Below are 23,305 nucleotides of genomic sequence, written 5' to 3'. Positions count from 1 at the left end.
CGCGTGACCGTATCCCGCGAGTTCAGCGAAAACCGTTCCGGCACTCCGAATTCCGATCAGCAGCCCGAAACCGGCATTCCCGCCACCGATTCCGACTCGGCCGCAGCCGATTTCGGCGTCGACAAGGCCGCCGATTACGACGGCCCGCAGATCCACCCGCTGTCCGCGGTTCTCGGTGAGGACCCGGCTCAGGACGCGAACGAAACCGCGGACGCCCCAGGGGAACCCAGCCCTGACGTCGGCTTCAGCATGGACGCCGAGGAACTCGACGTCCCCGAGCGCGCCCGCCGCCTCGCCCACCGCATAGCCGCCGAACTCCAGGAGCTGGCCCCCGAGGGCTGGACCCGGGTCCGCGCCGCCTTCGCGCTGGCCGCGTCCGGCCAGCGTTCCCGCATCCTGTACTCCGACGACGATCAACGCCAGGCCCTGGTCCCCGCGACCGACACGATCATGACCCTGGTGGTCTCGCACCGCCGCCTCTCCGCCGAACTCGGCGACCCGTGGTGGCGTCTGGAACTGGACCTCACCTCCGAGGGCGCGCTGAGCGTCGACCACGATTACGGCGACGACCCGTTCCCGGACGACCAGCTGTTCTCTCCGCAGGAATACCTGGCCGACCTCGAGGCCGCCCCGCGCGAGTCGCTCCCCACCTGGCTGGCCGCCTATGTCGGCCACGGCAACCGCCAGTCCCGTTCCCCGCGTCAGGCGGCCGAGCAGGCCCGCGCGGATCGCGAATCCGGTTATCTCCCGGTGGTTTCCGAGGACGACTTCCCCCCGTTCCCCCTGCTGTGGTCGCGCTGGTCGGCCATCGCCGCCGCATTCGTGGCGGTCGGCTCGGAGTGGGGCCCACGGGTCCTGCCGTCCTTCGGCTGGTTCGAGGGCTCCCGCCGCTCCGGTTCCTCCCTGTACGAGCTGCCCGGCGGCCGCGCTGTGCTGTCGGGCGGCGTCTGGAACGCCCCGGAACTCGATGTGGCCTACAACGGCAAGACCCCATTGCCCCGCTTGTACGCGGGCGCCCCCGAATGGGTGGCGAACCCGGTGCTGAACACCCGCGCGGGCGGCGGCCTGCTGAGCTTCTGTTACTGGTGGGAGCGCGGCCGCTGGTACCGCGGCGAGTCCCCGTCGGGCGTCGATGTCGCGGTCGCGGTGCCCGGCATCTGGACCGCCGGCACCGTCGCCGACGTGATCTGCGACCTGCTCACCGAGCACCCCTCAGAGGAATTGCGTTCGGCCGTCGCGAGTTTCGTCGATGCCGCGCAGCGCCGTGATGTCACCCACGCCCAGCTGTACGAGGTCTTCGGCGACGCGGCCGATCTGGACGCCGTGCACTACCAGCTGGCGCTGGCGGGCGTGGCGCGCCTGGGCCCGGAACCGATTCCGCAGTCCGAGGCGTTGGAGATCGTGCGCCACCACCTCACCACCGAGGGCATCGACCCCGCCGCCTTCCCGCCGGATCGCCTACGCGCGGAACGGCTTACGGTCGGCTGGCTGGTGTACGTTCCGGTGGAGCCGGAGGAGGTCGTGCTGGATCGCGCGCTCTTCTATGTCGCCGATGACGGTGTCCTGGAAGCGGCGACCTCCAGCACTCCGGCGTCGGTGTATCTGTCCGGTTTCGAACAGCGTTTCCGCCAACGGCATTCGTAGCGGGATCGCGGCCGACGAGTGGAGTATCGGTGGTGTCGGGCCTTATCGTCGGGATGTCGCGCGAGTTGGGAGTGAGACGTGGGCAATGATGACGGCAACAACACGAACAATCGTTGGCTGGCGCTGGTTCCGCAGGCTCAGGCGGACCAACTCCAGTTGGGCCACGCGGTAGCGCTCGACGCCGCGAAAGTAGCCGCGGCGACGGCGAATGCCCTCGCGTTCGCCAAGAGCTACGTGGAGCTCCTCACCAAGCACAAGGGGTTCAGCGACAACGGCCGACTGGAACAGCTGCTGAGCCTCAAGGCGCGTTTCAACGACCAGGGCGGCCGCCTCGGCACCATTCTGGATCACTACATCGATCTGGTGAATGCCATGGCCGACACCATGATTCAGGCCGACAAAACCTACGACGCGCACGAGGAGGACGCCGCCGCCATGTTCACCCGCTTGAAGCGGGAGGCCGGTGGCGGCGCGGTCGAACCGGTCATGACCGGTGGCTCGATTCTCAAATTGTCCGGGGATTCCGCGCCGCGCATCGACGAGGACAAGAAGGGTCATCCGAACCTCTACGACATCGCCCACGAGAACGGCCATTACGAGGCGATCGACCCGGAGAACCCCTACGCCCACGATGACCTGGACTGGTTCTACGAGGCGGGCGCGGGTATGCAGCCGCAGACGGTGGCGGATTTCAGCGCGACCTGGAACACGGTCGCCGAGAAGGTCGACACGAGCTTCGGCGCGCTGAACAAGCAGCTCGGCAAGATGGTGACCGACAAGGCCTGGACCGGCGCGGGCGCGCAGGGCGCCGTCGACGCCGCCAATGCCTTCAAGGATCAGGCGAGCGCGCTCACCGACGACCTGCGTGCGATGGCGGCCAACCTGAACTATGTGGCGAGCTGGCTGGACAACACCAAGACGATGATGCCCCGCAACAAGCCGAACGACTTCGACTACGACCACTACCAGCGCATGCAGAACATCATCAAGGCCGCACAGCTGGCCTTCCAGCACTGGTATGTGCCGGGTTTGATCGGTGCGAGCCAGGCGGTCCCGAAGTTGTCGGACGCGACGGTCGCGAAGCCCAATCTGGCCCCGCCCGATCGGCGTTCGGATGTGGGTGGCGGCCAGAACAACAACAATGGCGGCGGTGGCGCGCAGAACCGTTCCGGTGGCGGCGGCATGCCGAACCTCGGCAGCATGCCGAACAACAACAAGATCAACCCGAACGGCGTCAACCCGAACGGCACGAACCCCAATGGAATCAATCCGAACGGATCGAACCCCAACGGAACGAACCCGAACGGCACGAATCCCAACGGCGTCAACCCGAATGGGACGAACCCCAACGGGACAACTCCCAACGGCACCAATCCGCAAGGGACTCCGTCCGGAACCAACCCGAACTCGAACTCCGGCCAGTCCAGCCAGGGCATGTCGCAGCTGTCGAGCGCGCTGCAGCAGGGCATGCAGGGCCTCACGGGTCTGCAGACCACCGAGCAGCAGAAGAAACAGCAACAGGAGCTGAAGGACAAGCTGAAGGACTCCCCGCTTGCGGGCATGCCCAACCTCGAGGACCTGAAGAAAGGCCTGGGTGGCGGTGGCGGCGGTGGTGGCGGCGGTGGTGGCGGCGCGCCCAAGCCGATGCTCGAGACCTCGCGCCTGTTCCCGCGCGCCGCGCTGGCCGAGACCGCGGAAGCGACCTCGATGGGCGTGGCCCGCGCGGGTGTCGCGGCAGGCTCGACCGGTATGGGCGGTATGGGCGGCGGTGGCGGTATGGGCCCGATGGGTCACGGCGCCGGCGGTCAGGGTCAGGGCGGCAAGGACCACAAGCGCCCCGAATTCCTGGATTCCAGTGAGTATCTGGACGAGGCGATGGGCACCGCGCCGGTGGTGGCCAAGCCGGTGGTCGAGGGCTGACGGTGCGGTCCTGGTCCTTCACCGATCTGGAGTTCCTGGTGCTGTGGGAGGCGCTCGGCGAGGAGCATCTGCCCGAGCCGCTGTTCTTCACCAGCCGCGCCCCTTTGTGGAGCGCGTTCCAGGACAGCAAGGTTCACGCCCGCGACAGCCTGCGTGCCCGCCACGACCCGGAATTCGACGAGGTGCTGCGCGCGCTGCACACCCCCGACGTCCGGGTGGAGCTGCGCGGCTGGGACGGCGCGGATTGGCGTGCGCCCGAGTCGATCATCCGCGCGATCGGGGTGCGTTCCGGCGACGCCGGATACCTGGTCGTACAGGAGCCCGGTGAAACCATCGGCCGGGCAGCGGGATTCACGGTCACCGAGTTCTGGGCGAGTGATCTCGCCGAGCGGGTCGTGGGCCTGCTGCCGGAGGTCCCGGCGGGCCGCGGCGGCGACCTGGTGCTCGCCGAGGCCGAGGATGTGGTCGACACCGACTACGGTTTCGGCCTGTCCCCGGCGCACGAGACCCTGGAGGGCGGGGTGGTGGACCGCGCCGCCGATTTCCTGGCCGTCGCCGCCTCCACCCTCGGCACCATCGATGTGGTGCAGGGCCGTTCGCGTTTCGGCCCGCGCGGCATCACCCGGCATCACCTGCAATGGCGTGATCTCGCCGAGGACGGCCGCTATCTGATCACCGCCGACCAACCACCCGTGGCGATGGCCGCCGATCATCGCCGCGTGGTCACCGAAGTGAACACCCGCATCGCCGAAGTGGTCCTGGCGGTCGCCGACGAATGGGAGACGAACCGATGACCGCCGACGAATTCCCGAGCGAGTTCACCCTGTCCTCACGGACCGGGGCGATCGTGGTCACCACCACCGAACAGGGCCTGCCCCGGGCGATTTCGGTGGAACGGGACCGCTTGCGCCAGGATCCGGAGCTGCTCGCGTCGGAGATTCTGCGCCTGTGCAAGCAGTCCGCGGCCCGCGCCGGTGTCGAGCGGCACGCCCAGCTGCGGGCCGCGGGGCTGTCCCCGGAACTGCTGGCACTGACCGGCTTGCCGACCACCGACGATGTGACCAGGCAGGAGTACGCCGAGGAACAGGACTACGAGACCGAGCCCGACAGCTGGCTGCGCCCGATCTGAGCACGTGTGAATACGCGTGTGAAATATACAGTGCGGCAAGTTGATCCGCCGCACCTTCGATCACCTGGGGAATACCCGGTGTTCACCGGGCTGTTGGTCAATTAGTGAACTCTTCGTTATGCCGGGCGATTCACCGCTCTGTATAGTTCGAACCGAAATGATCTTCCTGATGGGGGTCTCATGAGCCATCTCGTTGCCACTCCGGACGCGATTCGCGCATACGGCGATGCTTCGGCCGCCATGGCCACCGCGGTGGCGAGCGCCGCCGCGGTCGACCAGGTTGCCACGGTCGCCGCACTGGTACCGGTTTTCGGCCTCATCGGCCAGGACTTCCTGCTGAGTTACGCGGGCGCGCAGGGCAATCACCTGTCGTCGGTGGCGGAGCTGGCGGCCGTGCACGCCGGGACCGCGGTCACCGCGCACGAGGCCGCGGCGTCCTACGAGGCCGTCGACGGCGCCGCGGGCGTCGACTTCCTGTCGCTATCGCGGGACCTGTGAGTACGCCCTTCGACCAGGGTTCGACGGGAGCCGCGCAGGCCGCTCCCACGGTGGCGAGCGGGCAGTCGGTGGCGGATGCCCTGCGCGACACCGCTTTCGCGCCGCTGCTGGACTCGCCGGTCGCGGAGGTGCTGTCGACGCTGGGATTGCCGGCGCTGCCGCAGATTCCGGCGCTGCCCCCGATGCCGGACATGCCGCCGCTGCCGACCCTGGATCTGACCGCGCTCACCAAGCCGCTCACCGATCTGGCCTCCACGTTCGGCACCGGCCAATTGGGTCAGGGCCTGGATGCGTCGCAGATGCTCTCGGGTGTCTCCTCGGCCTTGCAGCAGGTGATGTCGATCGCGCAATCGGTGATGTCGCTGGCCAATTCGAATTCCTGGGAGGGTTCGGGTGCGGCGGGCGCTGCCGAGAAGGGCGCGGCCGCCCAGACCAACGCCCTGGAACTGGAAACCCAGAACGGGCACCAGAAGACCGTCATGGCCGGCGCCGCGGGCTCGGTGGCGGTGGGCAGCGCAATGATGTCGGCCATCATCACCAAGTTCGTCACGGGCGTCACCTTGGCCGCCCCGTTCATCGCCACTCCGCCGGGCCAGGCGTTCCTGCTGTCACTGGCCAGTGAGACGGCGGCCGAGGCCACCGCGGTGGTGACCAAGACCCGCACCGAGATGACCGTGCACAGCGCGAACATGACCACCGCCGGGCACAAGGTGAAGGTCACCGACGCGCCGAAGGGCGTGGACTCGCTCTCGCAGGTCACCCAGCTGCTGAGCGCGATCGCGCCGTTGAGCAGCGTCGCGGGCCAGGGCGCGCAGACCTTGCAGCAGTTGCAGTCGATCAGTCAGCCCTCGACCGTGCAGCCGGTGCCGGAGACCGAGCCGAAGACCACGCAGCCGGGTCCGGGCGGACTCGGTGGCGGCGGCGGGCTCATGCCGATCGGCGGCCTGGGCGGCGGCGCGGGCGCGGCCCCGCTCGGCCAGACCAGCCCCCGGACCATGAGCGCGACCACCACCCCGCCGGTCGCGGTCCCCGCGCCGGTTCCCGGGGTCGGCGGCGCCGGTATGGGCGGCGGCATGGTGCCGCCGCCGATGGGCGCGGCGGGCGCCGGCGCCGGGCTGGCCGGTGACGCCGACGAGGAAGTGCGCACCAATCTGGTCACCGGCGAACACGGTGACGAGGTCGTGGGCGAGCTGGGCTACACGGGCGTGCCGGTGATCGGCGCGGTCGGCACCAACGGCCCGCGCCCGGCACAGTGATCCGGTGATCGACACCGCGGAAACCGGCTCGGTGTCCGTCGGTGCGACACGGTAGGATTCGCGGCGAAAGGGAGGGACGATGAGCGAATTCAACTTGGGCGGTGTGCGTTTCGACGCGGACACGGTGCTGGCCGCCGCCGCCGACCTGGAAGCCGTGGCCGATCGCCTGGAGGCCGCGCTCGGCGCGGACGCTCAGGCCCTGGCCGTGCCCGCCGCGGGCTCGGACAAGGTGTCGCTGGCCGCCGCCGAGACCCTCAGCGCCGTCGGCGCGTCCTTCGTGGACCAGAGTGGCGGCGGTATCGACGAATTGCGCAAGCTGGCCGCCGTCGTGCGGCAGCAGGCCGCCACCTTCGGCAAGGTCGAGACCGACAACTCGACCGACTTCACCAACCTCTGACCGGATCGCGGTGAACGCCGCGGGATCACTCCGATTCGCGTGAGCGAGACTCCATCTCGCTCAGCATCTGGTCCGACTGCGCATGCCAGCGGGCGGCATTGCTGCCGTCCAGTTGACCGGCGAAGGCTCGGCGCGCGGCCTCCACGAGATCATCGGTGGCATTCGGATGGGCGCGGGCGACAGCTCGGAGGGCGGTCCGGGTCTCCTCGTCGAGCCCGGTCGAGCTGCGCAGCCCCTGCCCGGCCAGCGCGCGGGCCAGCATGCTGTCGAAGTTCAGCTTCAGTTGTTCCTGGCTGGGACGGCCATGCCGCACGTCCGTCTCCTTCTGCTTCGGCGTCCGGGCCATCGTATCGAGCTGTCCGATACCCGCGTGGTGCCCGGCTCGCGTTCCGGGATCTCAGAGTTCGAAGTGCCGGGGCTTGCCGGAGGTCAGCTGCCAGTCGTCGGCGAGCAGTGCGTTCAGTGCCGCTTGGAGCAGCGCGTGCTCCGCGCTGCCCGCTTCGAGCCACCGTCCCCAGTTCACATCGAGTGTGAGGACCAGGATGCTGTCGAACCAGATTCTGAAGGTGACCGGTGGCAGGTAGGGGGCGGCGTCGGGGAGCGGGCCGAGCCATGTGGTTCCATCCGCCTCGGTGATGACGGTGAGGTTCAGGGTGTCGTCCCACAAAGTGACCGGGAGGACGTCCGAGCTCGGCGATTCGCCGGTCCGCACGAAGCGGGTAGCCGTCCGCAGCGGGGCGATGCTCTCGAACATCACGAAATACCCCGGCGGGCAAGTGATCGTATTCAGCGCCTGCCGGTAGGTGCCGGCCAAGTCCGTATCGGTGAGGACCGGAAACCGTGTGACGACAGCCGGTTGCGGGCCATCGCACTGCGGCGCCGTCGTATCCGCCCGCAGGACTTCCCAATACTGGTCGGAGGGCTGCGGGTCGTCCACATTGATGAAGGTGTCTTCGATCGCGCAGGTGAACCACAGGTCGAAGCCCGTGGGGCGCACGACATTCGCGAGATGGTCGCGTACTCGCAGCGCATCCGCGAACAGCACCTCGGAGCTCTCGACGTCCACGGGAAAGCTGCGGGTGAAGGTCAAACTCTCACCGTGCGGCCGATACTCGCTGAATCCGATCACTGGACCTTTCTCCATACATCACCTTCTCGGACGATCTGTCCGAGCAGGTTGCCATTCTCGTCCACGAAGCGAACGGCATCGAGGTTCGCCAGGTTCGGGTGCAACTTCTTGTTGACGGTGAACCCCCGGGCCAGCTCGTCGAGGAGGTTCCCCGTCTTGCGGACATTGCCGTTCGGGTCGACGATTTCATAGTCCCATCCGTTCGCGCCGAACCGCCGTTCGTTGCCGCCGCCCAGCGGCTGGACGCGACCTTGCGATGGACTCTCGGGCATGACCACCGTGGTCTCGGCGGAGGGTATCCGGTCCGGCACCGGCGCTACGGCCTTGTCCGCGCCGTGCAATGCGGCGCCGTGCAGGCTTGTCGCCTGCTCGGGCAGGTGTTTCATCCGTTCGATCTCGACGCGTCGCTCGACGGTCGTCGACCCATCGCTGGTGGTGCGTTCGACGAGGATGTCGAACGACCTGTCACCGGATACACCGGGATTGAACCGGACGCTCAGCTCCGGGTCGTTTCGGACCTCGAGGGACAAGCGGTCGAGTTCGGTGAGCTCGGCGGCCTTGTCGAGAACCTGGTCCATATCGCCGACTCGGGCCCGCGGGGCGGTCTCTCCCATCCAATCCTCGAGCCCTCCCACATTGCCGCCGTCGACTTCGCGGTTCACCAGGTCGGTGAACTTCTGCGCCAGGTCGGGACGTCCCGCGTTCTGGAGCGCGCTCGAAATGTCCTGGGCGTCCTGGTGGAAGTTGCCTTGGTATCCCGGGAGCGGCTTGATCGGGTCGGGCGCGGGCGGGTTGAGATCCTCGGGCCGGGGTAGCAGATGGTCGTGGTTCTGCTCCACGTACTCGGCCAGTGCCGCGTCGTGCTCGGTGAACGACTGCCACGCCGGGCCCCGGTTGCCCTGGTCGCGCAGGCCGATGCTGTCGGCGAGTTCACCGAATTTCGCACGTAGTTCGGGCAATTCGTGAGCTCGGGCGGGATCGTTGGTGGCCGCGAAGATGTCGTTGATGTGCGCGCGGACCTGCTCGAATCGACCCTTCAGCTGCTCGTGACCGGGAGCGGCTTCCGCCGCGGGAGGCAGGAAGTCATGCGAGTATTCCGCGAGATAGGTGGACAGCGCTGGGTCGTGTTGGTCGAACAGCTGCCATCGGTCGCCGCCGTTCTCGGAGTCACGCAGGCCGAGACCGTCGAATTGTTCCGCGAATCGCTCACGAAGGTTCGTCAATTCGTCGGCTCGGGCGGGATCGGCGGCGGCGCGATCGATTTCCGTTGCCAGGCTGCGCAGGTTATCGAAGCCGTAGCGAAGTTCCGGTGTCAGCTCGCCACTGTCTCGCGCCCCTGCGCCGATCGGCTGTTCGGGCCGGTTCGGGTCGGAGGGCGTCGCCCCGGGGTCTCGAGGTTCGTCGGGGATGCCGCTGCGGGCCCTGCCGCGTCTTTCCGGGGGTTCCGGTCTCGTCGGCGCGTGCTCTTCCGGGAGCCCCTGCTGCGTCGCTTCCCAGAATCGGCCGCTCACAGTGCGTTTGAGTTCGGTGCTGAGCGCCGCTTCCTCCGGGTGCATGGCGCGGTTCTCGTCCTTGGCCAGCGCCTTGAAGTCGCGTTGCACCTCGTAGAGCGCGTGCTCATACTTGGCGACCGCGTCGATGTGGCTCAGATGCAGGCGCAGTTCGGCGATGTGGCCGTTCTCCAGCTGGACTTTCATCTGCAGGTCGCGGTAGCCGGAGGGCGTGGGCCGATCGAAGCGGTCCTCGAATTCGACGATCCGCACTCGGGGATCGTTCTCGATCATCTCGAGTGCGCGGTAGGCGTCGGAGACGTGGTCGAAGACGATCTTCGCGCCGACCAGGTCGGTCAGACGGGAGACGTCGCCGTCGTATCCCTTGATCTTGTCCCAGGCGCGGGTCTCGTCCTTCGGGGCGTCGCGCCACCCGGGCGTGCCCTCGGTCTCCTGGGCGATGTCCCGGACGACGTCATTGAGCGCGTCCTGCGAAGCCCGCCAGATGTCGTACTGCTTCCGCAGGAACTCGCCCTGGTATTCCGGGTCCTCGATTCTGCCGTAGTCGAATTCGGGCTGCCTGCGGCTCGATTCGGGCACGTCGGCGATCGCGTCCCGGATCTCGTGCGACATCGCCCGTTCCGCCGGGGTCAGCGGGGTCGGCTCGATGTGGACCGGTTCCGCCAGCGCCGATTCCGGTCCACGCTCCGCGACCGCCTTGACGGCATCGTGCAGGACGGGCAGGCCATCGGGGTGGGTGAGCAGTGACGCCAGCGTCTTCGGTCGTTCCAGCAGCGAACGTTCGAGATGCTCGTTGCTCCGGAGCATGTCGGCCAGCTCGGGATGCTGGGGGAGCAGATCCCGGATGACGGCGCTGACCGGTGTGTCGACACCGTCGATCGAGGTGGTGATGCCGAGTTCGTCCGCGCGGTCCAACGCCGCCGAGACGCGAGGCTGCTCCAGATAGCTCTCGACATCGGGTGCGGAGGGACCACCGGCCTCGGGTGAGTCGGGCGCGCCGGCGGGGCCTTCGCGCTCGCCGCTCGGCTCGGATGGACTGGGGGACTTTCCTTTTCGTAGACGCGGATCCTGGATCGCGTCGTCGGGACGATGCTGGAAGCCGTCCGGCTTGCTCCCGTGGTCGCGGGCGCTGTCGAGGAGGTGGTGGTACAGGACTCGGGCGGGCTCGGTGGCGCCTTCACCGTGATACTGGACGTCGGTGAACGCCTCGGCCACGGCCTCGGGGCCGTCGAATCTGCCGTTCTCGTCGAAGCTGTAGCCGCTGAGCTGGTCCAGCCACTCGTGGAACGCGTCCTTGTCCATTCCGCCGCGGGTGGCCTCGAAATGGTCCGCCAGCGCCTTGTAAGCGGTCAGCTCGGCGTGTTCCTGGGACTCGATCGCGAGCACATGGCCGAACTCGTGCACCAGGGTGGAGTGGATCGGACGGTCGGCGGATCCGGGGACCAGATGGCCGTCCGCCTCGTCCTCCGCGATCTCGCGGGCCATCCGTTCGGGATCGAGCGCGTAGTCTCGGTCCAGGACCACCTCGTCGGTGTACATGCGGCCCGACGGGCTGTGCCCTTCGTAGGTCGCGGCGTAGGTGCCGGGGTCGCCGATCGAGTCGATCGACACCTTGCGCAGATCCACGTCCGGGTAGCGGGTCAGCATCTCGTCGATGGCGCGGGCGAACTCGCGCGCTACCTCGGGGTCGAGTAGTGGATGGTCGAACCCCGATACTTCGAGGTTCCACCGCTTCGCCAGTTCGTCCGCGACCTGGGTGCTGTCCCGGTGCGACCACTCGTCCTCGGGGCGTGGCGACCAATCACCCTCTGCTGGATCAGGTTTCGATGAGTCCGGCGGCGCGTGTGGATCCTGCGCGTCGGTGGGTTTCGAGTTCTCCTGGGCGCGGGCCCGCGAATTGTCGCGCGCATCGGGGGAATGCGTCTTGGCCTCGTGGCTCCCCGGCTCACCCGGCAGTGTCACGACGAGTCCTGGCGCGGGCGTCTCCGGTGCCGCGTCGCCGCTGTCGGGGCGTCCGCTGTCGCGGTGTTCGTTCTCGCGCCGACCCTCCGCCGCCGGCTTGTCGCGCGGTTCCTGCTGGGCCTGAGTGTCTTTCGGTGTCTGCTCGGCGCGATCGGGTGACGAGTCCTCGGGGCGGGTCCCTTCGGGCTTGTGATCCCTCCGCGATGCGTCCGCTTCGGGAGACTTGCTCGTGGGGTCGGTGCGGTCGGTCGGCTTCGCCGGGGACTGCTCGGTCTTCGCAGAGGATTCCGTGGGGGTAGCGCGGGTTTGGGTATCCGAGGCGGCTTCCACAGGCCGGGCCTCGGGAGTGCGGCTCACCGGCGCGGCTCGGTCCTGGGTGCCCGAGACCAGATTGCCGCGATGTTCGGTCGGAGCCGTTGTGGCGCGCGGTCCTTCACCTGCCGGTGTTGCGGGGGTGCCGGCACGTGGTGCGGCCGGTTCGGACACCTTGGGGGACGAGTCGCCGAGTTTCGTGCCCGCGTCACCGACTTTCGGGCCTGCATCGCCGAGCTTGGTGCCCGCGTCCCCGAGTTTCGTGCCCGCATCACTCAGCTTGGTGCCCGTATCGCCGAGCTTCGTGCTCGTATCGCCGGGCTTGGCGCCCGCGTCGCTGAGTTTCGTGCCCGCGTCGCCTTGCCGCGGTCCGCCCTCGCCCGAGGTCGAGCCATTGGTCCCGAGATCGTTGCGCGGGGCCTCCGAGCCGGGCGCGTCCCGCTCTCGGGTCGTGCCGTCCGCCGGTTCGTGGTTGACCGGTTGATCGGTCGCCGCGGCGGGGTGAACATCGTGCGGCGCATCGTGTTCGGGCTGGGCGCCGTGTTCGGGCTGCTCCGCCCTGACCTCCGGTTCGCGGGTATGCGGGGTACTGCCGTCGGGACCGCTCCTGGCCGGGGCCGCGGTGTCGCCGGGAGCGCTGTGGCCGTTCTCCAGTCCATGGTTCGCCCCGCCGCCGACACCCATGGCCAGGCCGCCGATCAGCAGCTCGGTGTGGAACGTCTTGTCGACCTTGCTCCAGTCGCCGCCGTTGTCGTACAGCTGGACCCCGAGTCCGGTGCCGTACATGCCGACGGCGCCCATTCCGCCGCCGACACCGCCGGCGATGGCTCCGCCCAGCTTCGACGGGAGCCGCGTATCCCGCAGGAGGTCGCCCACTTTCGCGTGGAACGGCGCACCGACGGCGCCGCCCACGCCCCACTGGAGACTGGTCTGGAAGGTCTGCTTCAGGTTGAAGCCGTCGTCGCGGTGGCCCTCCAGGATCTGGAGGAACTGCGTACCGGCATCGAGCCCGGCCCCCATAGCGCCCGCGCCGAGGCCCGCGGTGAGGGATTTTCCGCCGTACTTCAGGGCGGTTTCGAGCAGTGGCTTCGTCGCGGCCTGGGCGGCGAGCTTCTCGCCCAGCGGCACCGCGATCTCGCGAAGCAGCGGCTGCGCGAGGGTTTCCAGGGCGGCCCGGGCTCGGAGCAGCCCGATCCGCTCCATCACCTTCTCGGCGAAGATGCGCAGGATTCCTCGCGCGGTGAGCAGCACTTCCGGAACAAGCGCCTCGCCGAACAGGGTCGCGCTCAGCTGGAGCACGGTGTAGAGCGTGAGGAGCGCGAAGATCTCCGACTGGATCTTGGCGTACTCGATTTCCGTTGCGGTGGCGCGCGTATCGTGGCCGAGCTGGTTCAAGCATTCGACCAGCTTCTGGACGGAATAGTCCTTGCCGTCGAACAGCGTCGCGAGCTCGGCGCTGACTTTCACCGCGCCGTCGCTGTCGTAGAACTGGGGTAGTTTGCCGGTGACGGCCTTCAGGTCGGGTTCGAGCTTCTCCAGGTCGGCCGCGGCCTTCTTCCAGGCGTCACCCAGATCGAAGAGTGCGTCCTGATCGCCCTTCGGATAAGACATTCCGAAGTTGAGGGCCGCCATCAGCCAGTTCGGTAGGTGGTCTCCGACCCAGGTCCATCCGGACAATCATCGGCCTCCACTTCGCGGCTGATCGTAAGGTCCGGGCTCCCAACCGGATTGGAAGATTCTTCGATTCACCCTACCCAGAGTGCTTCTGCCGGTCCAATTCTCGCGACACTACCGGGCGTCGCCCACCCAGGTGTAGTGGAAGGTCGGAGCCTCACCCGCGCTGCGCCGGGCGAATTCCTCATCCCAGGCCCGGAAAGTCGTGCGATAGAGGTCTGCGATCCGGTCCCGCTCCTCGGGAGTGAGTCGCCGCCGCCCCTGCTCCGCCTGCTCGAATATCGCGTCAGCCTGGCGGTACATATCGAAAATCGGGCCGTCGCCGCGGAGATAGGTGCTGCGTTCTTCTTCGGTCACCCGGATGAAGCGCTCTTCGCTCAGTGCCGAGAAGTCCAGGTCCGCACCAGATTTGAGGACGGCATCGATATCCTCCTCCGACGCCGGTTCGAAAGCGCCGGTCCGGATGTTCAACCGCTGCCCGATCACGTTGCCGTGCTCGGGCTCCTCGAGGCGAATGGTGCCGTTGCGGAACCGGAAGAAGGATGGCGACTCATTCAACCAAAGCATGGTGCCTGCCTTTCGGGATCTTCCGCGTGGTCGAGGCACATCATCGCATCGGCGGGCGCCGTCCGATCATTCGCCGGTGCCAATTCACCAGCCGGGCGTCGCGGCATCCGTGCGCGCTCGGGCTTCGGGATCGTGCTCGAACTCCTCGACATTCTCGAATCGCGGACCCTCATCGGCGTCGGGTGCCCGGCGTTCGGCGGCGTTCGGCGGCGCCATCGAAACCTCAGGGGGAGTCGGCATCATGGCCTGGATATCGGGCATGAGTGGGAAGACCTCGGACAGTGTCGGGATCTTGGCCTGCTCCGCCTGCAAATCCGCCAGGATCTCCTGCGACTTCTGCTTTACCTGCACGGCGGCTTCCTGCGCCGCAGCGGTAATAGCGGTGGCGATCTCGGAATACGTCAGTTCGCCGATGTCCGCGGAGAATTCGGTCTTGATCACGACACCGTCGGCATTCACGGTGACCGTGACTCGCCGACCGCCGGCACGTGCGCTCGCCGTCAGCCGGGCTCGGTCCCGCTGTGCCCGCGCCACGGCGGCGAAACTGCCCTGCACCATCTCGACCAGGTCGGCCAACTGCGCTTTCGCGGTCTCGTTCGTCATGGATCAGAAACCGTTCTTGTTGGCTTCTTCCATGTTCTCGAACTTGGTCGCGGCGTCACGCAGGCCCTTCGAGTACTGGCCCAGCAGTGTCGTCTTCGACCCGAGCGCGGCCAGCAGACCGGGCTTGCGCGCGTCGTATCCGCTCTCGCCCTCGGCGAACTGGTCGCCGAATTCGTCATGACCCCAGACGCCCTCGTGAGCGTCCGCGGCCGCGGTGATCGCGTTGAGAATGCCTGTGACCTTGGTGTTCACGTCATCGAGTCCACCTGCTACGGAACGCATTCCGGCGATCTCGACCTCTACCTTGCTCACGTGGAACCCCCAATGTTCACCCGACCATCAGGTTGCGATCATATACGCGTTTACTCGGCGACACCCGCCAAGATCAGCTGAAAATAGGCGCTGTCGAGATTGATATCGGCGCCCACCAGTGATCGGGACAGCAGCGTGCGCGTCACGGTGCCGGTCTCGGCTGCGGCTATCAGCGCTGTGAGCCAGGACGACGCATTGCCGTCGAATACCAATGTCAGCACGTCGTAGACGGCATCGTCATTCCACACGCCGGGGAGCGCGTCCTGTACGCCGTTCGCGTCCGGGGACTCACCGCGATACCACGCGTTTCCATCCCACCAGTAGCAGAACGACATCAAACCGTTTGCCGCCCTGGGGCTCAACACCGGATCCGCGACCCAATCAGGAGCTCCCCGATAGAACTCCGGCATCGACGCGCCGCCGTTGTACACGGCATCCAACTCCGGTGCGTTCCATATCCCACCGGAAAGCACCGCTCTCCCGTGTGGCAGCCGATGCAGCGTCGAACCGCTGCGGGTTCGGCCCTCGAACCAGCCGAGAGCACTCGTAACCCGCGGTCCGAGCGGAGATTTCACAGCCACGAACGCCGCGGAGATCAATGCCCACCGCGCCCATAGGACCGGGAGCGGCGGAAGTCCCTCGCCGGCCGGAACGGCCGCCGTGGTGTCGGCGTGCGCCGCCGCGAAGGCGGCATTCGGAGTCCGCACCTGCCGACCGCCGTGTCCGATGTACGCGGCCAGCCACACCGGTAGCCGCTCACGCGGATACTCCAGCAGGTCTGCGAGGTACGCCTGGGGTGGGAACAACTGCTGATCGGGGAAAGGCTCAGTGCCATAGTCGTATTCGACCCGAGCCGGACCTGTCGTGGTGACAAAGGCGAGCAACCGCCACCAGGGACCTTCAGCGGCCGTCGCTGCCAGATGCCGGGCCTCTCGCAGCAATTCGACCGCACGCCTCGACAGCGGCACCTGCGCGGCGCGCTCTCCGTCCGACACGATGACCTGCGCGGTCTCGTCCGTGACGGTCATCGCGACGGCCGCTTCCAGCCGATCGAACCCGTCCGGAATCAGCGCGAGAAGCTCGTCGACCACCTGGTCGACCACGTGGTCCGCGGTGATGTCCGATTCGGCCGCGGCGATTGTCGCGGCCATCCGGAAACCGACATCCGGCGATTCAGCAGTCGAATTGTCCTGACTCACACTGTCCCTCGTTCTCCACTCAGCTTCCGGTGATCACCTGAATAGCCGCCTGCTGAGCCGCCTCGCCGATCTCGCCGACCCGAAACCCACGATTCGCGATGTGCTGTACCAACTCCGGCTCCGGCGCGAGCCCATGCTTGTGCAGATAGTGCGGCACCGCCCCCGCCCACACCCACACCCCATCGGTCCGGAAGTTCAACGGCACATCCCGATCCCCAGGCACGAACTCATCCTGCTCGAAACTCCGCGCCGCCAACACGATCGGCGCCGACTCCAGGTACGCCAACACCGCCGTCCGCGTATTCCCCTCCACCACAGGCCGATCTGCGACCGGGCGCCCGTCGCCATCCTTGCCGTCATAAACGCGAGCCATCCGGGGAGGCTGCACGGCGGCCGGTGTCGGCTCGATCTTTACGGTCGCCTCCACCGCAGACGAGGGTTGCGCAGGTGCGAAAGGATTGGCCGGGGGAGTGGATGCGAACGGATTCGCCGGTGGAACGGGTGCGAAGGGATTCGCCGAGGGAGCGGGTGCGAAGGGATTCGCCGGTGCGAATGGGTTGGGCGCGGCATTCATCGGTGTGTAGCTCGCCTGAGGTGTGGCCGCCACCCGTGGCCGCGCCGACTGCGCCGCCAGCCCCGCAACGGTCGCGCCGGAGGACAGCAACAGTGCCAACACCATCAGCACGAGGCCGAGACCCAGGTACTCCCAGAAGTTGATCCCCATCACGGCGAAGGTGGAAGTCAGCCCGGTGAGTTCGCCGGTGAAAATGAGCGCGGCGGCGGCCGCACCTGCCGGGCGCACCGCCGGATTCCGCACGCCCGAACCTGTGAGCAGGGCAATCGCGACCACGACCACGATGATCAGAACAAGTACGAAATGCGCCAGGAGTAGCGGCGCCGAGCCGTTCGAGCTCATACGCCAGATGGACCTGAAGTTCGAGCTGTCGCTGACCGCCGGCTTGAACGACCCCGCCAGTTCAACTACCGCCGCGAAAAGCAAGAACACACCGGTGACCCGATCCGCCGCCCCGCCGGCCGCCGCATTGGCCTCGTGCAGGGCACCGCCTTTCGAAACCACGGTGTCGCGCAGCCCACTCACCAGCGCCGCGATCGCGACCAGCATCGCCAGCACGAGCACCCAGAATCCCGAAGCCGGCGAGATGTTCTCCTTGAACCCCTGGGCATAACCCATCACGTCCCCCGACGCGATCGACAACACCATCCCACCCGCGAACGCCGCGACCCAGAACAGAACACTCCGCCGAGCACCCATCCCCACCACGAGCGATATCCCCGTCACACCCGCCACGAGGACGACGAGCACGTACGGAACAGCACACATCCAGTCAGGAAACGTGGTTGTTCCGCGCTCTTTCCACACAGAGGTTTCCCACGAACGGTCATAGAACCGAACGTTCGCCACAGGCACCCACAGCACCGTGAACACCAACACCGCCGCCCCAACCAACAAGCCCCCGGTGACCCGACCCGCCCCGGCCTCACCCGCAACGCCGTCATTCCGCATATAGCTCATAGCTCCGCCCATCCCTCCCCGCGTGATGCTGCGACCCTAATTGCCTCGCACTCCCGACGCCAACGAGAGCCTCAGCCGCGCGGAGTCAGCGTTCGATCACCGACATCGAATTGCCGCGGTTATTGATGACGTAGAGAGTGTGGGTGGACGGATCCACAGCCGCGTCACACGGCGATTCGCCTACTCCGATTGTGGACATGACCACATGGGAAAGGCCGTCGATCACAGAAACCGTGCTGCTGCCAGAGGTCACGTAGACAGTGTGGGAGTCCCTGTCGAAGGTGACTGCCTTGGCTGACTCGGGCCCTCCATGGCTGACATCCCCTGCGAGGTTGATGGTGGCGATGACAGCGCGGGACGCCGTGTCGATCACCGACACCGATCCGTCCTCGTAGTTGGTCACATACGCGGTGTGGGTGGCGGGATCCGCTGCTACCTGCCGGGGACTCTTCCCGACATTGATGGTGGCTGTGACCTTCTGGGATGCCGTGTCGATCGTCGAGACAGTATTGCTCCTCGTATTGACCGAATACAGCGTGTGGGCATTCGCGTCCAGCGCCAACTGATCTGAATAGTCGCGGACGGGAAAGGATGCCCGTACGGTACGAGCCGCGGCGTCGATGACGAATATCCTGACACTGCTGCTGGTGTAGAGCGTGTGGGTGTCCGGGTCGACTGCTATGCCCTGCAGAAACGACGCATCCTTGACGGCAATTCCATTGATGACGGTTCTGGAATCGGTATCGATCATCGTGATGAACCCGGATCCGAGGGTGAAGAGCGTGTGGAGGCCCGGATCCAGGGCCATGCCCCACACATTCGATTGCCCAACGTTGATCGTGGCGGTCACGGCATGAGAGACCGTGTCTACAGCCCAGACCAGCCCGAGTCTGTTGTTGCCGACGAAGGCGGTATGGGTGGCTGCGTCTACTGCCACGTATTCCGGCATATCCCCTACCTTGTAGGTCGGGACCTGCGGCGGGTGCGCCAGAGAGTAGTCCTGCGGTGGTTCTGGACGTGTTGCGTACCAGCTGACCGGCGCGATGACCGCAGCGGCGGCGGCCAAACCGAGCAGGATACGACCACGGCGCACCCTCGGTCCGCCTGCGTCCGGCGCCTGGGTGGTTTCACGCGCATGCTCGCTGTGCGGCGAGTCCGGAACAGACTCGACGACAACGGTTTCCGGTTCCCACCAACGGTCGTGATCGATGTGCTCCGGTTCCGAGGGCAGCGGTGCCTGGACTGTCGGCGCGGCGGGTGGTCTCAGGTCTGTAGCAGAGGCCAGCGCGTCGCGGGCAGCCGTCGCCAGTTCGGCGGCCGTCTGATACCTCTGGGCAGGATCCTTGGACATGCCCCGGGCGATGACCTCGTCGAACACCATGGGCACGTCCGGCCGGACCGCGCTGGGCCGAGGTGGAGGGCTGGTCAGGTGCGCGGTGATCTGTTGTTCCAGACTGGTGCCGGGGAAAGGCTGTGAGCCGGTGAGGCATTCGTGCAGGACGCATGCCAGCGCGTACACATCCGACCGAATGTCGGCCACACCGGCCAGGCGTTCCGGGGACATGTAGGCGAAGGTGCCGATTGCGGCGCCGGTGCTGGTCAATCCGGCCTCGGCGGCGGAACGCGCGATACCGAAGTCGATGAGGTACACGAAGTCGTCCGCGCACAACAACATGTTGGAGGGCTTCACATCCCGGTGTACGAGCCCATTCGCATGCGCGGCAGTCAACGCAGCCGCGACCTGTCCTACGACGGACACCGCCATCTCCGGTGGCATCGGACCGCGCTGGGCGAGCACAGTATCCACGCCCTGCCCCTGCACCAGCCGCATGTCCAGATACATGCGCCCGTCGATTTCACCGTACTGATGGATCGGAATCACGTGCGGGTCGTTCAACCCCGCCGCCGCGCGTGATTCGCGCCGGAACCGCTCCCGGAATTCAGGATCGTCAGCCGAGTGCGGTGGCAGAACCTTCAGCGCGACGATCCGGTCACTACGGGTGTCGAACGCCTCGTAAACCTGCCCCATCCCACCTTCGCCGAGCAGACGGCGTAGCCGGTAATGCCCGAACGGAGTCCCTTTGTCCACGACCGCCCACATCCCCCGTTGTCCTGCCTGATTCGCGTCGCAAATGGTATCGGCCACCAGCCATCTGCGCAGATCCGGCCCGATGTGCGTTTCGTACGGAGCCTGTCAGTCTCCCGGCAAGTGGTGGTCAGCTGCGGGCCAGGACTTCGGCCAGACATTGCAGCAGCCAGGATCGGAAGACCGTGTAGTCGGCGGAACGGGTAAGGGAGACCTGGCATTCGCCGGGGATCATTCTTCCGATCTCATCGAGTTCCACGCCGAGACGACTGGTCCGAAGGAAGGAGCGGCCCACGGCCTGGGCGAGAGCCATCGCGTCGTGCTGCATGGTGCCCGGGTAGAAGTTCGCGAACCACTGATCCAAGTGTGAACGGATCAGTTGGCCCGCAGGGCCGGACTCGGCAAGCAATCCGTATTCGGGTGAGCCGGAGGTGATTTCATTGGCGGGGTGGAACGTGACCTCCGAGGGCACGATCCACGTTCGCAACCCGGCGTGCAATACGCTCCGCGCTGCGGCCACATCGAGTCGAATGTTGTGCTCGGCTCGATCGGTATGCCGGTAGTTCAGACCACCGCCCATCTGCGTGACGATGAGTCGTCCAGTGACATCAGGAATCTCGGTGACCACGGTCGAGAGGTTCGACAGTGGTCCGATGCCGAGCCATCGCACCTTGCCGTCGGTCGCCGCCATGACCTTCCGGACGCCAGTGAGAACGTCTTTGCTCTGACTCGGCACACCGTGTGGGACGAGGCCTTCTGCGGCCCAGTACTTCTCATTCCCCAGGTCGATGCCCGCGACTACCGGTACCTCGGAGCGACCCAGCAGATCCAGCAGATATCGCGCGAGCCGTGCACGCCTCCCACCGTGTTCATCGCTGGTGATGACGAGAGCCAACTCCGGTCGCCCCGCCGCGACGGCTACGGCGATGGCATCATCCGGGTCGCCTCCGATATCCGAATCGACAATCATCGGCATGGTCGACAGCGGTGGAAGCATGTCCGGCAAGTCAGACAGGGCGTCGGCCCTATCGTGTAGTCCGACGCTTCTGGCCTGATCGACCAACGCATCGCGAATCCGATTCGGAGCCAACTCCGGGTGGTCGTTCACCAGTCCTCGGCGCGGATTCGGCCCGGGGTGATGTCGTCGAGTTCTTCGACGTCGGTGAAGGTCATGGCTGGTTCGTTGAGATGCCGGTCGGGGGAGTTCGGGGGAGCGGTGGAGGCGGGGATGGGTTCGGGGATGCGTTCGGTGAGGTCGGGCATGCCTTCGATGAGGTCGGACATCTTGGGCATGCGGCCGCGGCGCTCTTGGATCGGGCTCAGGAGTTCGGAGCTTTTGCGGGCCAATTCGGTGGCCGCGGCTTGGGCGGCCTCGGTGATGGCTTTGGCGAGCTCGGGGAGTGGGAGGTCTTCGAGTTCGGGGTCCAGGCGGGTTTCGATGACGGTGCCGTCGGCGTTCACGACTACGGTGACCTGCTTCTGCAGGGCGTAGCCGGTGGCCATGAGTTGGGCACGCTGCTGCTGCATGTCGCCGAGGACCCGCATTTGCTGCTGGAACTCGTCGATCATCGACGCCAGTTCGGCTTTCGCGCTCTCGTTCGCCATGGTTACTTGAACGCGCCGGCGCTGTTCTCGTCGGTGCCGCCGAGCTGCTTGCCGGACTTGGTCTGGCCGTCGGAGTTGTCTCCGGCGTTCTTGGCCAGGGTCTCGGAGAGCTCCTTCAGCGTCTTGCGGGCCGCTTTGTAGCCGGAGCCGTTCTCGGCGCCCGCGAATTGCTCACCGTAGGTGTCGTTGCCCCACGGTTCGCCCTTGCCGCCGAGGGAAGCCATGAGGCTGTCCACCACGGTGCGTAGTCGCTTGTTGACGTGGTCGGTCTTGACGGCCGCCTGCCGCAACAGCTCCGGATCGACCTCGACTTTGTCCGTCATCTGGTACTACTCCTCCCCGTACAACACTGGCGCCGACACTAATTGGGCATCGGCATCGATACCACCGCGATATTCAGCCGCGCTGCCGCATCCGCTCCTGGAAACGCTGCGCGAAGCCCGCGATGTACACGTTCGGCGGCACCGAGGACGACGATGCCTCGATCACCCCGTCGTCGGCCATGTAGTAGATGGCGCGTCCGATCATGATCTCCCCGGGCCGGGTGGGCACGAAAACCATCCAGCCGTTGTCGATTCGCTCGGCGGTCAGCTGGTCGAGGGGGTATCCGCTGGTATCGGTTCCGCGCGCGAGGATGAATCGACGGACCTGTTCGATGGCGTCGATCCGGCTCAGCGGCGGCGCGGTGACGAAGGTCCGCAGGCCTGCCAGCGTGAACTGGTTCAGCGCCGAATCCACGTCGTGCTCGGCGGGATCGAAGACCGCGGCCACCGTCTCGTAGGTCACGACACCGGCCTGGGCCGCCGAAACCAGGTTCGCGACAGCGGATTTCGTGGCTTCGGTGATCGTCTTGCCGGCCGAGGTCATGACCTGCAGGATCGTGTCGATGGTCGCGCCGGTCGTCCAGATCCCGGGCACCGCGGCAGCCACCCCCGGGCCGAGCGGAGATTCGCCGCGGAACCACTGCCCGTCCTCCCACCAATAGCAGAAGGTCAGCTGCCCGGTGGCCGCGCGCGGATTCAGCACCGCGTCGGTGACCCAATCCGGTGCGCCCGCATACAGATTCGGCAGGGGAGCGCCATCGTTGTAGACGGCATCGAGCTCGGGCGCGTTGAGCACCCCGCCCGAGATGACGGCCCGATCGCCGGGCAGCGTGTACAGCGTGCTCCCGCTGCGGTTCGGGCCTTCGAACCAGGCCAGTGCGGGCAGCATCCGCGGACCGTGCGGAGCGTCGAGGGCGACGAACACCGCCGCGAGGGCGGTCCAGTTGGACCACATCACCGGCAGCGGTGGGAAGACTTCGGTCGTCGCCTGCCCGCGGATCTCCTTGGCACGGTCTGATCGTGCCTGCTGGGCAGCGACCCGCGGCGATCGCAGCAGCCGCTCGCCGTGACTCACATACGCCGCCAGCCAGACGGGTAGTCGTTTGCGGGGATACTCCCGCAGGTCCGCCAGGTACGCCTCGGCCGGAAAGAGCTGATCGTCCGGGAACGGCTCGTCGCCGTAGTCGTAGTCGGTCTGCACCTGGCCCGCGGTGTTGAGGCTGATTCGCATTCGCCACCACGGGCCTTCGCTCATCGCGGCCGCGATCTCGCGCTGTTCCTGTACGAGCAGCAGGACGGTCTCCGGCGGCTCGGCTCGAAACGCCTGGTCCCCGGCGGAGTACACCACGCTCCAGGACTTGGCGGTGACGGTCCACGCGAAGGTGGCGTCGACGCGTTCCCATCCTTCCGGCGCCGCGGCCGCGAGTTCACGGGCGATGCGGTGGGTCAATTCCCGCGCTTGCTCGACGATCCGGCCCTCGTCGGGAACGGCTTCCGATCCGGGGTGTGACACGACGCTGAACCCGATGTCGGATTCCTGATTCGCCTGCTCGAATCCGGCCATGAACGACCGCATGAATTCGTCGTCCGGATTCCCCGCCTGAGGCCTGTCCACGTCTCGAGCTCCCCTCCTCGACCGCCGCA

20 protein-coding genes are annotated in these 23,305 nt (G+C 66.8%); 7 read left to right on the top strand and 13 right to left on the bottom strand.

What is annotated here, in order from left to right; translation table 11 throughout:
• Nucleotides 1–3 precede the first annotated feature (3 nt).
• From ABZ382_RS15855 to ABZ382_RS15825, 7 genes are all read left to right on the top strand, one after another.
• The gene (locus tag ABZ382_RS15855; RefSeq protein WP_357089074.1) at nucleotides 4–1,644 is read left to right on the top strand and encodes a hypothetical protein; all 1,641 of its coding nucleotides are present in this window, start codon (nucleotides 4–6) and stop codon (nucleotides 1,642–1,644) included.
• A gap of 78 nt (nucleotides 1,645–1,722) precedes the next feature.
• Nucleotides 1,723–3,564 carry a hypothetical protein gene (locus ABZ382_RS15850; protein ID WP_357089071.1) on the top strand — a complete coding sequence of 614 codons (1,842 nt, stop codon included), beginning with the start codon at nucleotides 1,723–1,725 and terminating at the stop codon, nucleotides 3,562–3,564.
• Between the two features lie 2 nt (nucleotides 3,565–3,566).
• Entirely contained in the window at nucleotides 3,567–4,358 is a 792-nt protein-coding gene (locus ABZ382_RS15845) for an ESX secretion-associated protein EspG (protein ID WP_357089068.1), read from the top strand.
• Entirely contained in the window at nucleotides 4,355–4,693 is a 339-nt protein-coding gene (locus ABZ382_RS15840; protein WP_357089066.1) for a hypothetical protein, read from the top strand. The genes ABZ382_RS15845 and ABZ382_RS15840 overlap by 4 nt, the downstream gene beginning before the upstream one ends.
• 180 nt (nucleotides 4,694–4,873) lie before the next feature.
• A complete protein-coding gene (locus tag ABZ382_RS15835; RefSeq protein ID WP_357089064.1) occupies nucleotides 4,874–5,191 on the top strand; it encodes a type VII secretion target in 318 nt (105 codons plus the stop codon).
• Entirely contained in the window at nucleotides 5,188–6,447 is a 1,260-nt protein-coding gene (locus ABZ382_RS15830; protein ID WP_357089062.1) for a hypothetical protein, read from the top strand. The genes ABZ382_RS15835 and ABZ382_RS15830 overlap by 4 nt, the downstream gene beginning before the upstream one ends.
• Nucleotides 6,448–6,526: 79 nt before the next feature.
• On the top strand, nucleotides 6,527–6,844 hold the full coding sequence (locus ABZ382_RS15825; protein WP_357089060.1) for a PE family protein: 318 nt from the start codon (nucleotides 6,527–6,529) through the stop codon (nucleotides 6,842–6,844).
• Nucleotides 6,845–6,869: 25 nt separating this feature from the next.
• Here the strand turns inward: ABZ382_RS15825 and ABZ382_RS15820 are convergent, their stop codons facing one another.
• The 13 genes from ABZ382_RS15820 to ABZ382_RS15760 all read right to left on the bottom strand — a co-directional run bounded on the left by ABZ382_RS15820 (nucleotide 6,870) and on the right by ABZ382_RS15760 (nucleotide 23,276).
• On the bottom strand, nucleotides 6,870–7,157 hold the full coding sequence (locus tag ABZ382_RS15820) for a hypothetical protein (protein WP_357089057.1): 288 nt from the start codon (nucleotides 7,155–7,157) through the stop codon (nucleotides 6,870–6,872).
• An 84-nt stretch (nucleotides 7,158–7,241) separates the two neighbouring features.
• Nucleotides 7,242–7,988 carry a hypothetical protein gene (locus ABZ382_RS15815; RefSeq protein WP_357089054.1) on the bottom strand — a complete coding sequence of 249 codons (747 nt, stop codon included), beginning with the start codon at nucleotides 7,986–7,988 and terminating at the stop codon, nucleotides 7,242–7,244.
• Nucleotides 7,970–13,435, bottom strand: coding sequence for a hypothetical protein (locus ABZ382_RS15810; RefSeq protein WP_357089051.1), 5,466 nt, complete (start codon nucleotides 13,433–13,435; stop codon nucleotides 7,970–7,972). Before ABZ382_RS15810 ends, ABZ382_RS15815 begins: the two co-directional genes overlap by 19 nt.
• Before the next feature lie 111 nt (nucleotides 13,436–13,546).
• A complete protein-coding gene (locus ABZ382_RS15805; RefSeq protein WP_357089048.1) occupies nucleotides 13,547–13,990 on the bottom strand; it encodes a hypothetical protein in 444 nt (147 codons plus the stop codon).
• Nucleotides 13,991–14,083: 93 nt separating this feature from the next.
• The gene (locus ABZ382_RS15800) at nucleotides 14,084–14,602 is read right to left on the bottom strand and encodes a YbaB/EbfC family nucleoid-associated protein (RefSeq protein WP_357089045.1); all 519 of its coding nucleotides are present in this window, start codon (nucleotides 14,600–14,602) and stop codon (nucleotides 14,084–14,086) included.
• Between the two features lie 3 nt (nucleotides 14,603–14,605).
• Nucleotides 14,606–14,914 carry a hypothetical protein gene (locus ABZ382_RS15795; protein ID WP_357089042.1) on the bottom strand — a complete coding sequence of 103 codons (309 nt, stop codon included), beginning with the start codon at nucleotides 14,912–14,914 and terminating at the stop codon, nucleotides 14,606–14,608.
• 50 nt (nucleotides 14,915–14,964) lie between these two features.
• Nucleotides 14,965–16,017, bottom strand: coding sequence for a hypothetical protein (locus tag ABZ382_RS15790; RefSeq protein ID WP_357089040.1), 1,053 nt, complete (start codon nucleotides 16,015–16,017; stop codon nucleotides 14,965–14,967).
• A 115-nt stretch (nucleotides 16,018–16,132) separates the two neighbouring features.
• Nucleotides 16,133–17,647, bottom strand: coding sequence for a hypothetical protein (locus ABZ382_RS15785; protein ID WP_357089037.1), 1,515 nt, complete (start codon nucleotides 17,645–17,647; stop codon nucleotides 16,133–16,135).
• 85 nt (nucleotides 17,648–17,732) lie between these two features.
• Nucleotides 17,733–19,748, bottom strand: a complete 2,016-nt coding sequence (locus ABZ382_RS15780) for a protein kinase (protein WP_357089911.1) — start codon at nucleotides 19,746–19,748, stop codon at nucleotides 17,733–17,735.
• A 115-nt stretch (nucleotides 19,749–19,863) separates the two neighbouring features.
• Nucleotides 19,864–20,841 (bottom strand): nucleoside hydrolase, encoded by a 978-nt coding sequence (locus ABZ382_RS15775; RefSeq protein WP_357089034.1) that lies wholly within the window; start codon nucleotides 20,839–20,841, stop codon nucleotides 19,864–19,866.
• Nucleotides 20,838–21,338: a YbaB/EbfC family nucleoid-associated protein gene (locus tag ABZ382_RS15770; RefSeq protein WP_357089031.1), complete on the bottom strand. Its 501-nt coding sequence runs from the start codon at nucleotides 21,336–21,338 to the stop codon at nucleotides 20,838–20,840. Before ABZ382_RS15770 ends, ABZ382_RS15775 begins: the two co-directional genes overlap by 4 nt.
• 2 nt (nucleotides 21,339–21,340) lie before the next feature.
• A complete protein-coding gene (locus tag ABZ382_RS15765) occupies nucleotides 21,341–21,661 on the bottom strand; it encodes a hypothetical protein (protein WP_357089028.1) in 321 nt (106 codons plus the stop codon).
• Between the two features lie 73 nt (nucleotides 21,662–21,734).
• Complete coding sequence (locus ABZ382_RS15760; protein ID WP_357089026.1) at nucleotides 21,735–23,276, bottom strand: hypothetical protein; 1,542 nt, start codon at nucleotides 23,274–23,276, stop codon at nucleotides 21,735–21,737.
• Nucleotides 23,277–23,305 lie beyond the last annotated feature (29 nt).

Source organism: Nocardia sp. NPDC005825 (assembly GCF_040630175.1).
In the GTDB taxonomy this organism is placed as follows: domain Bacteria; phylum Actinomycetota; class Actinomycetes; order Mycobacteriales; family Mycobacteriaceae; genus Nocardia.
Note: the sequence above shows the minus strand (reverse complement) of the source record. Positions and strands in the feature narration are given on the sequence as shown.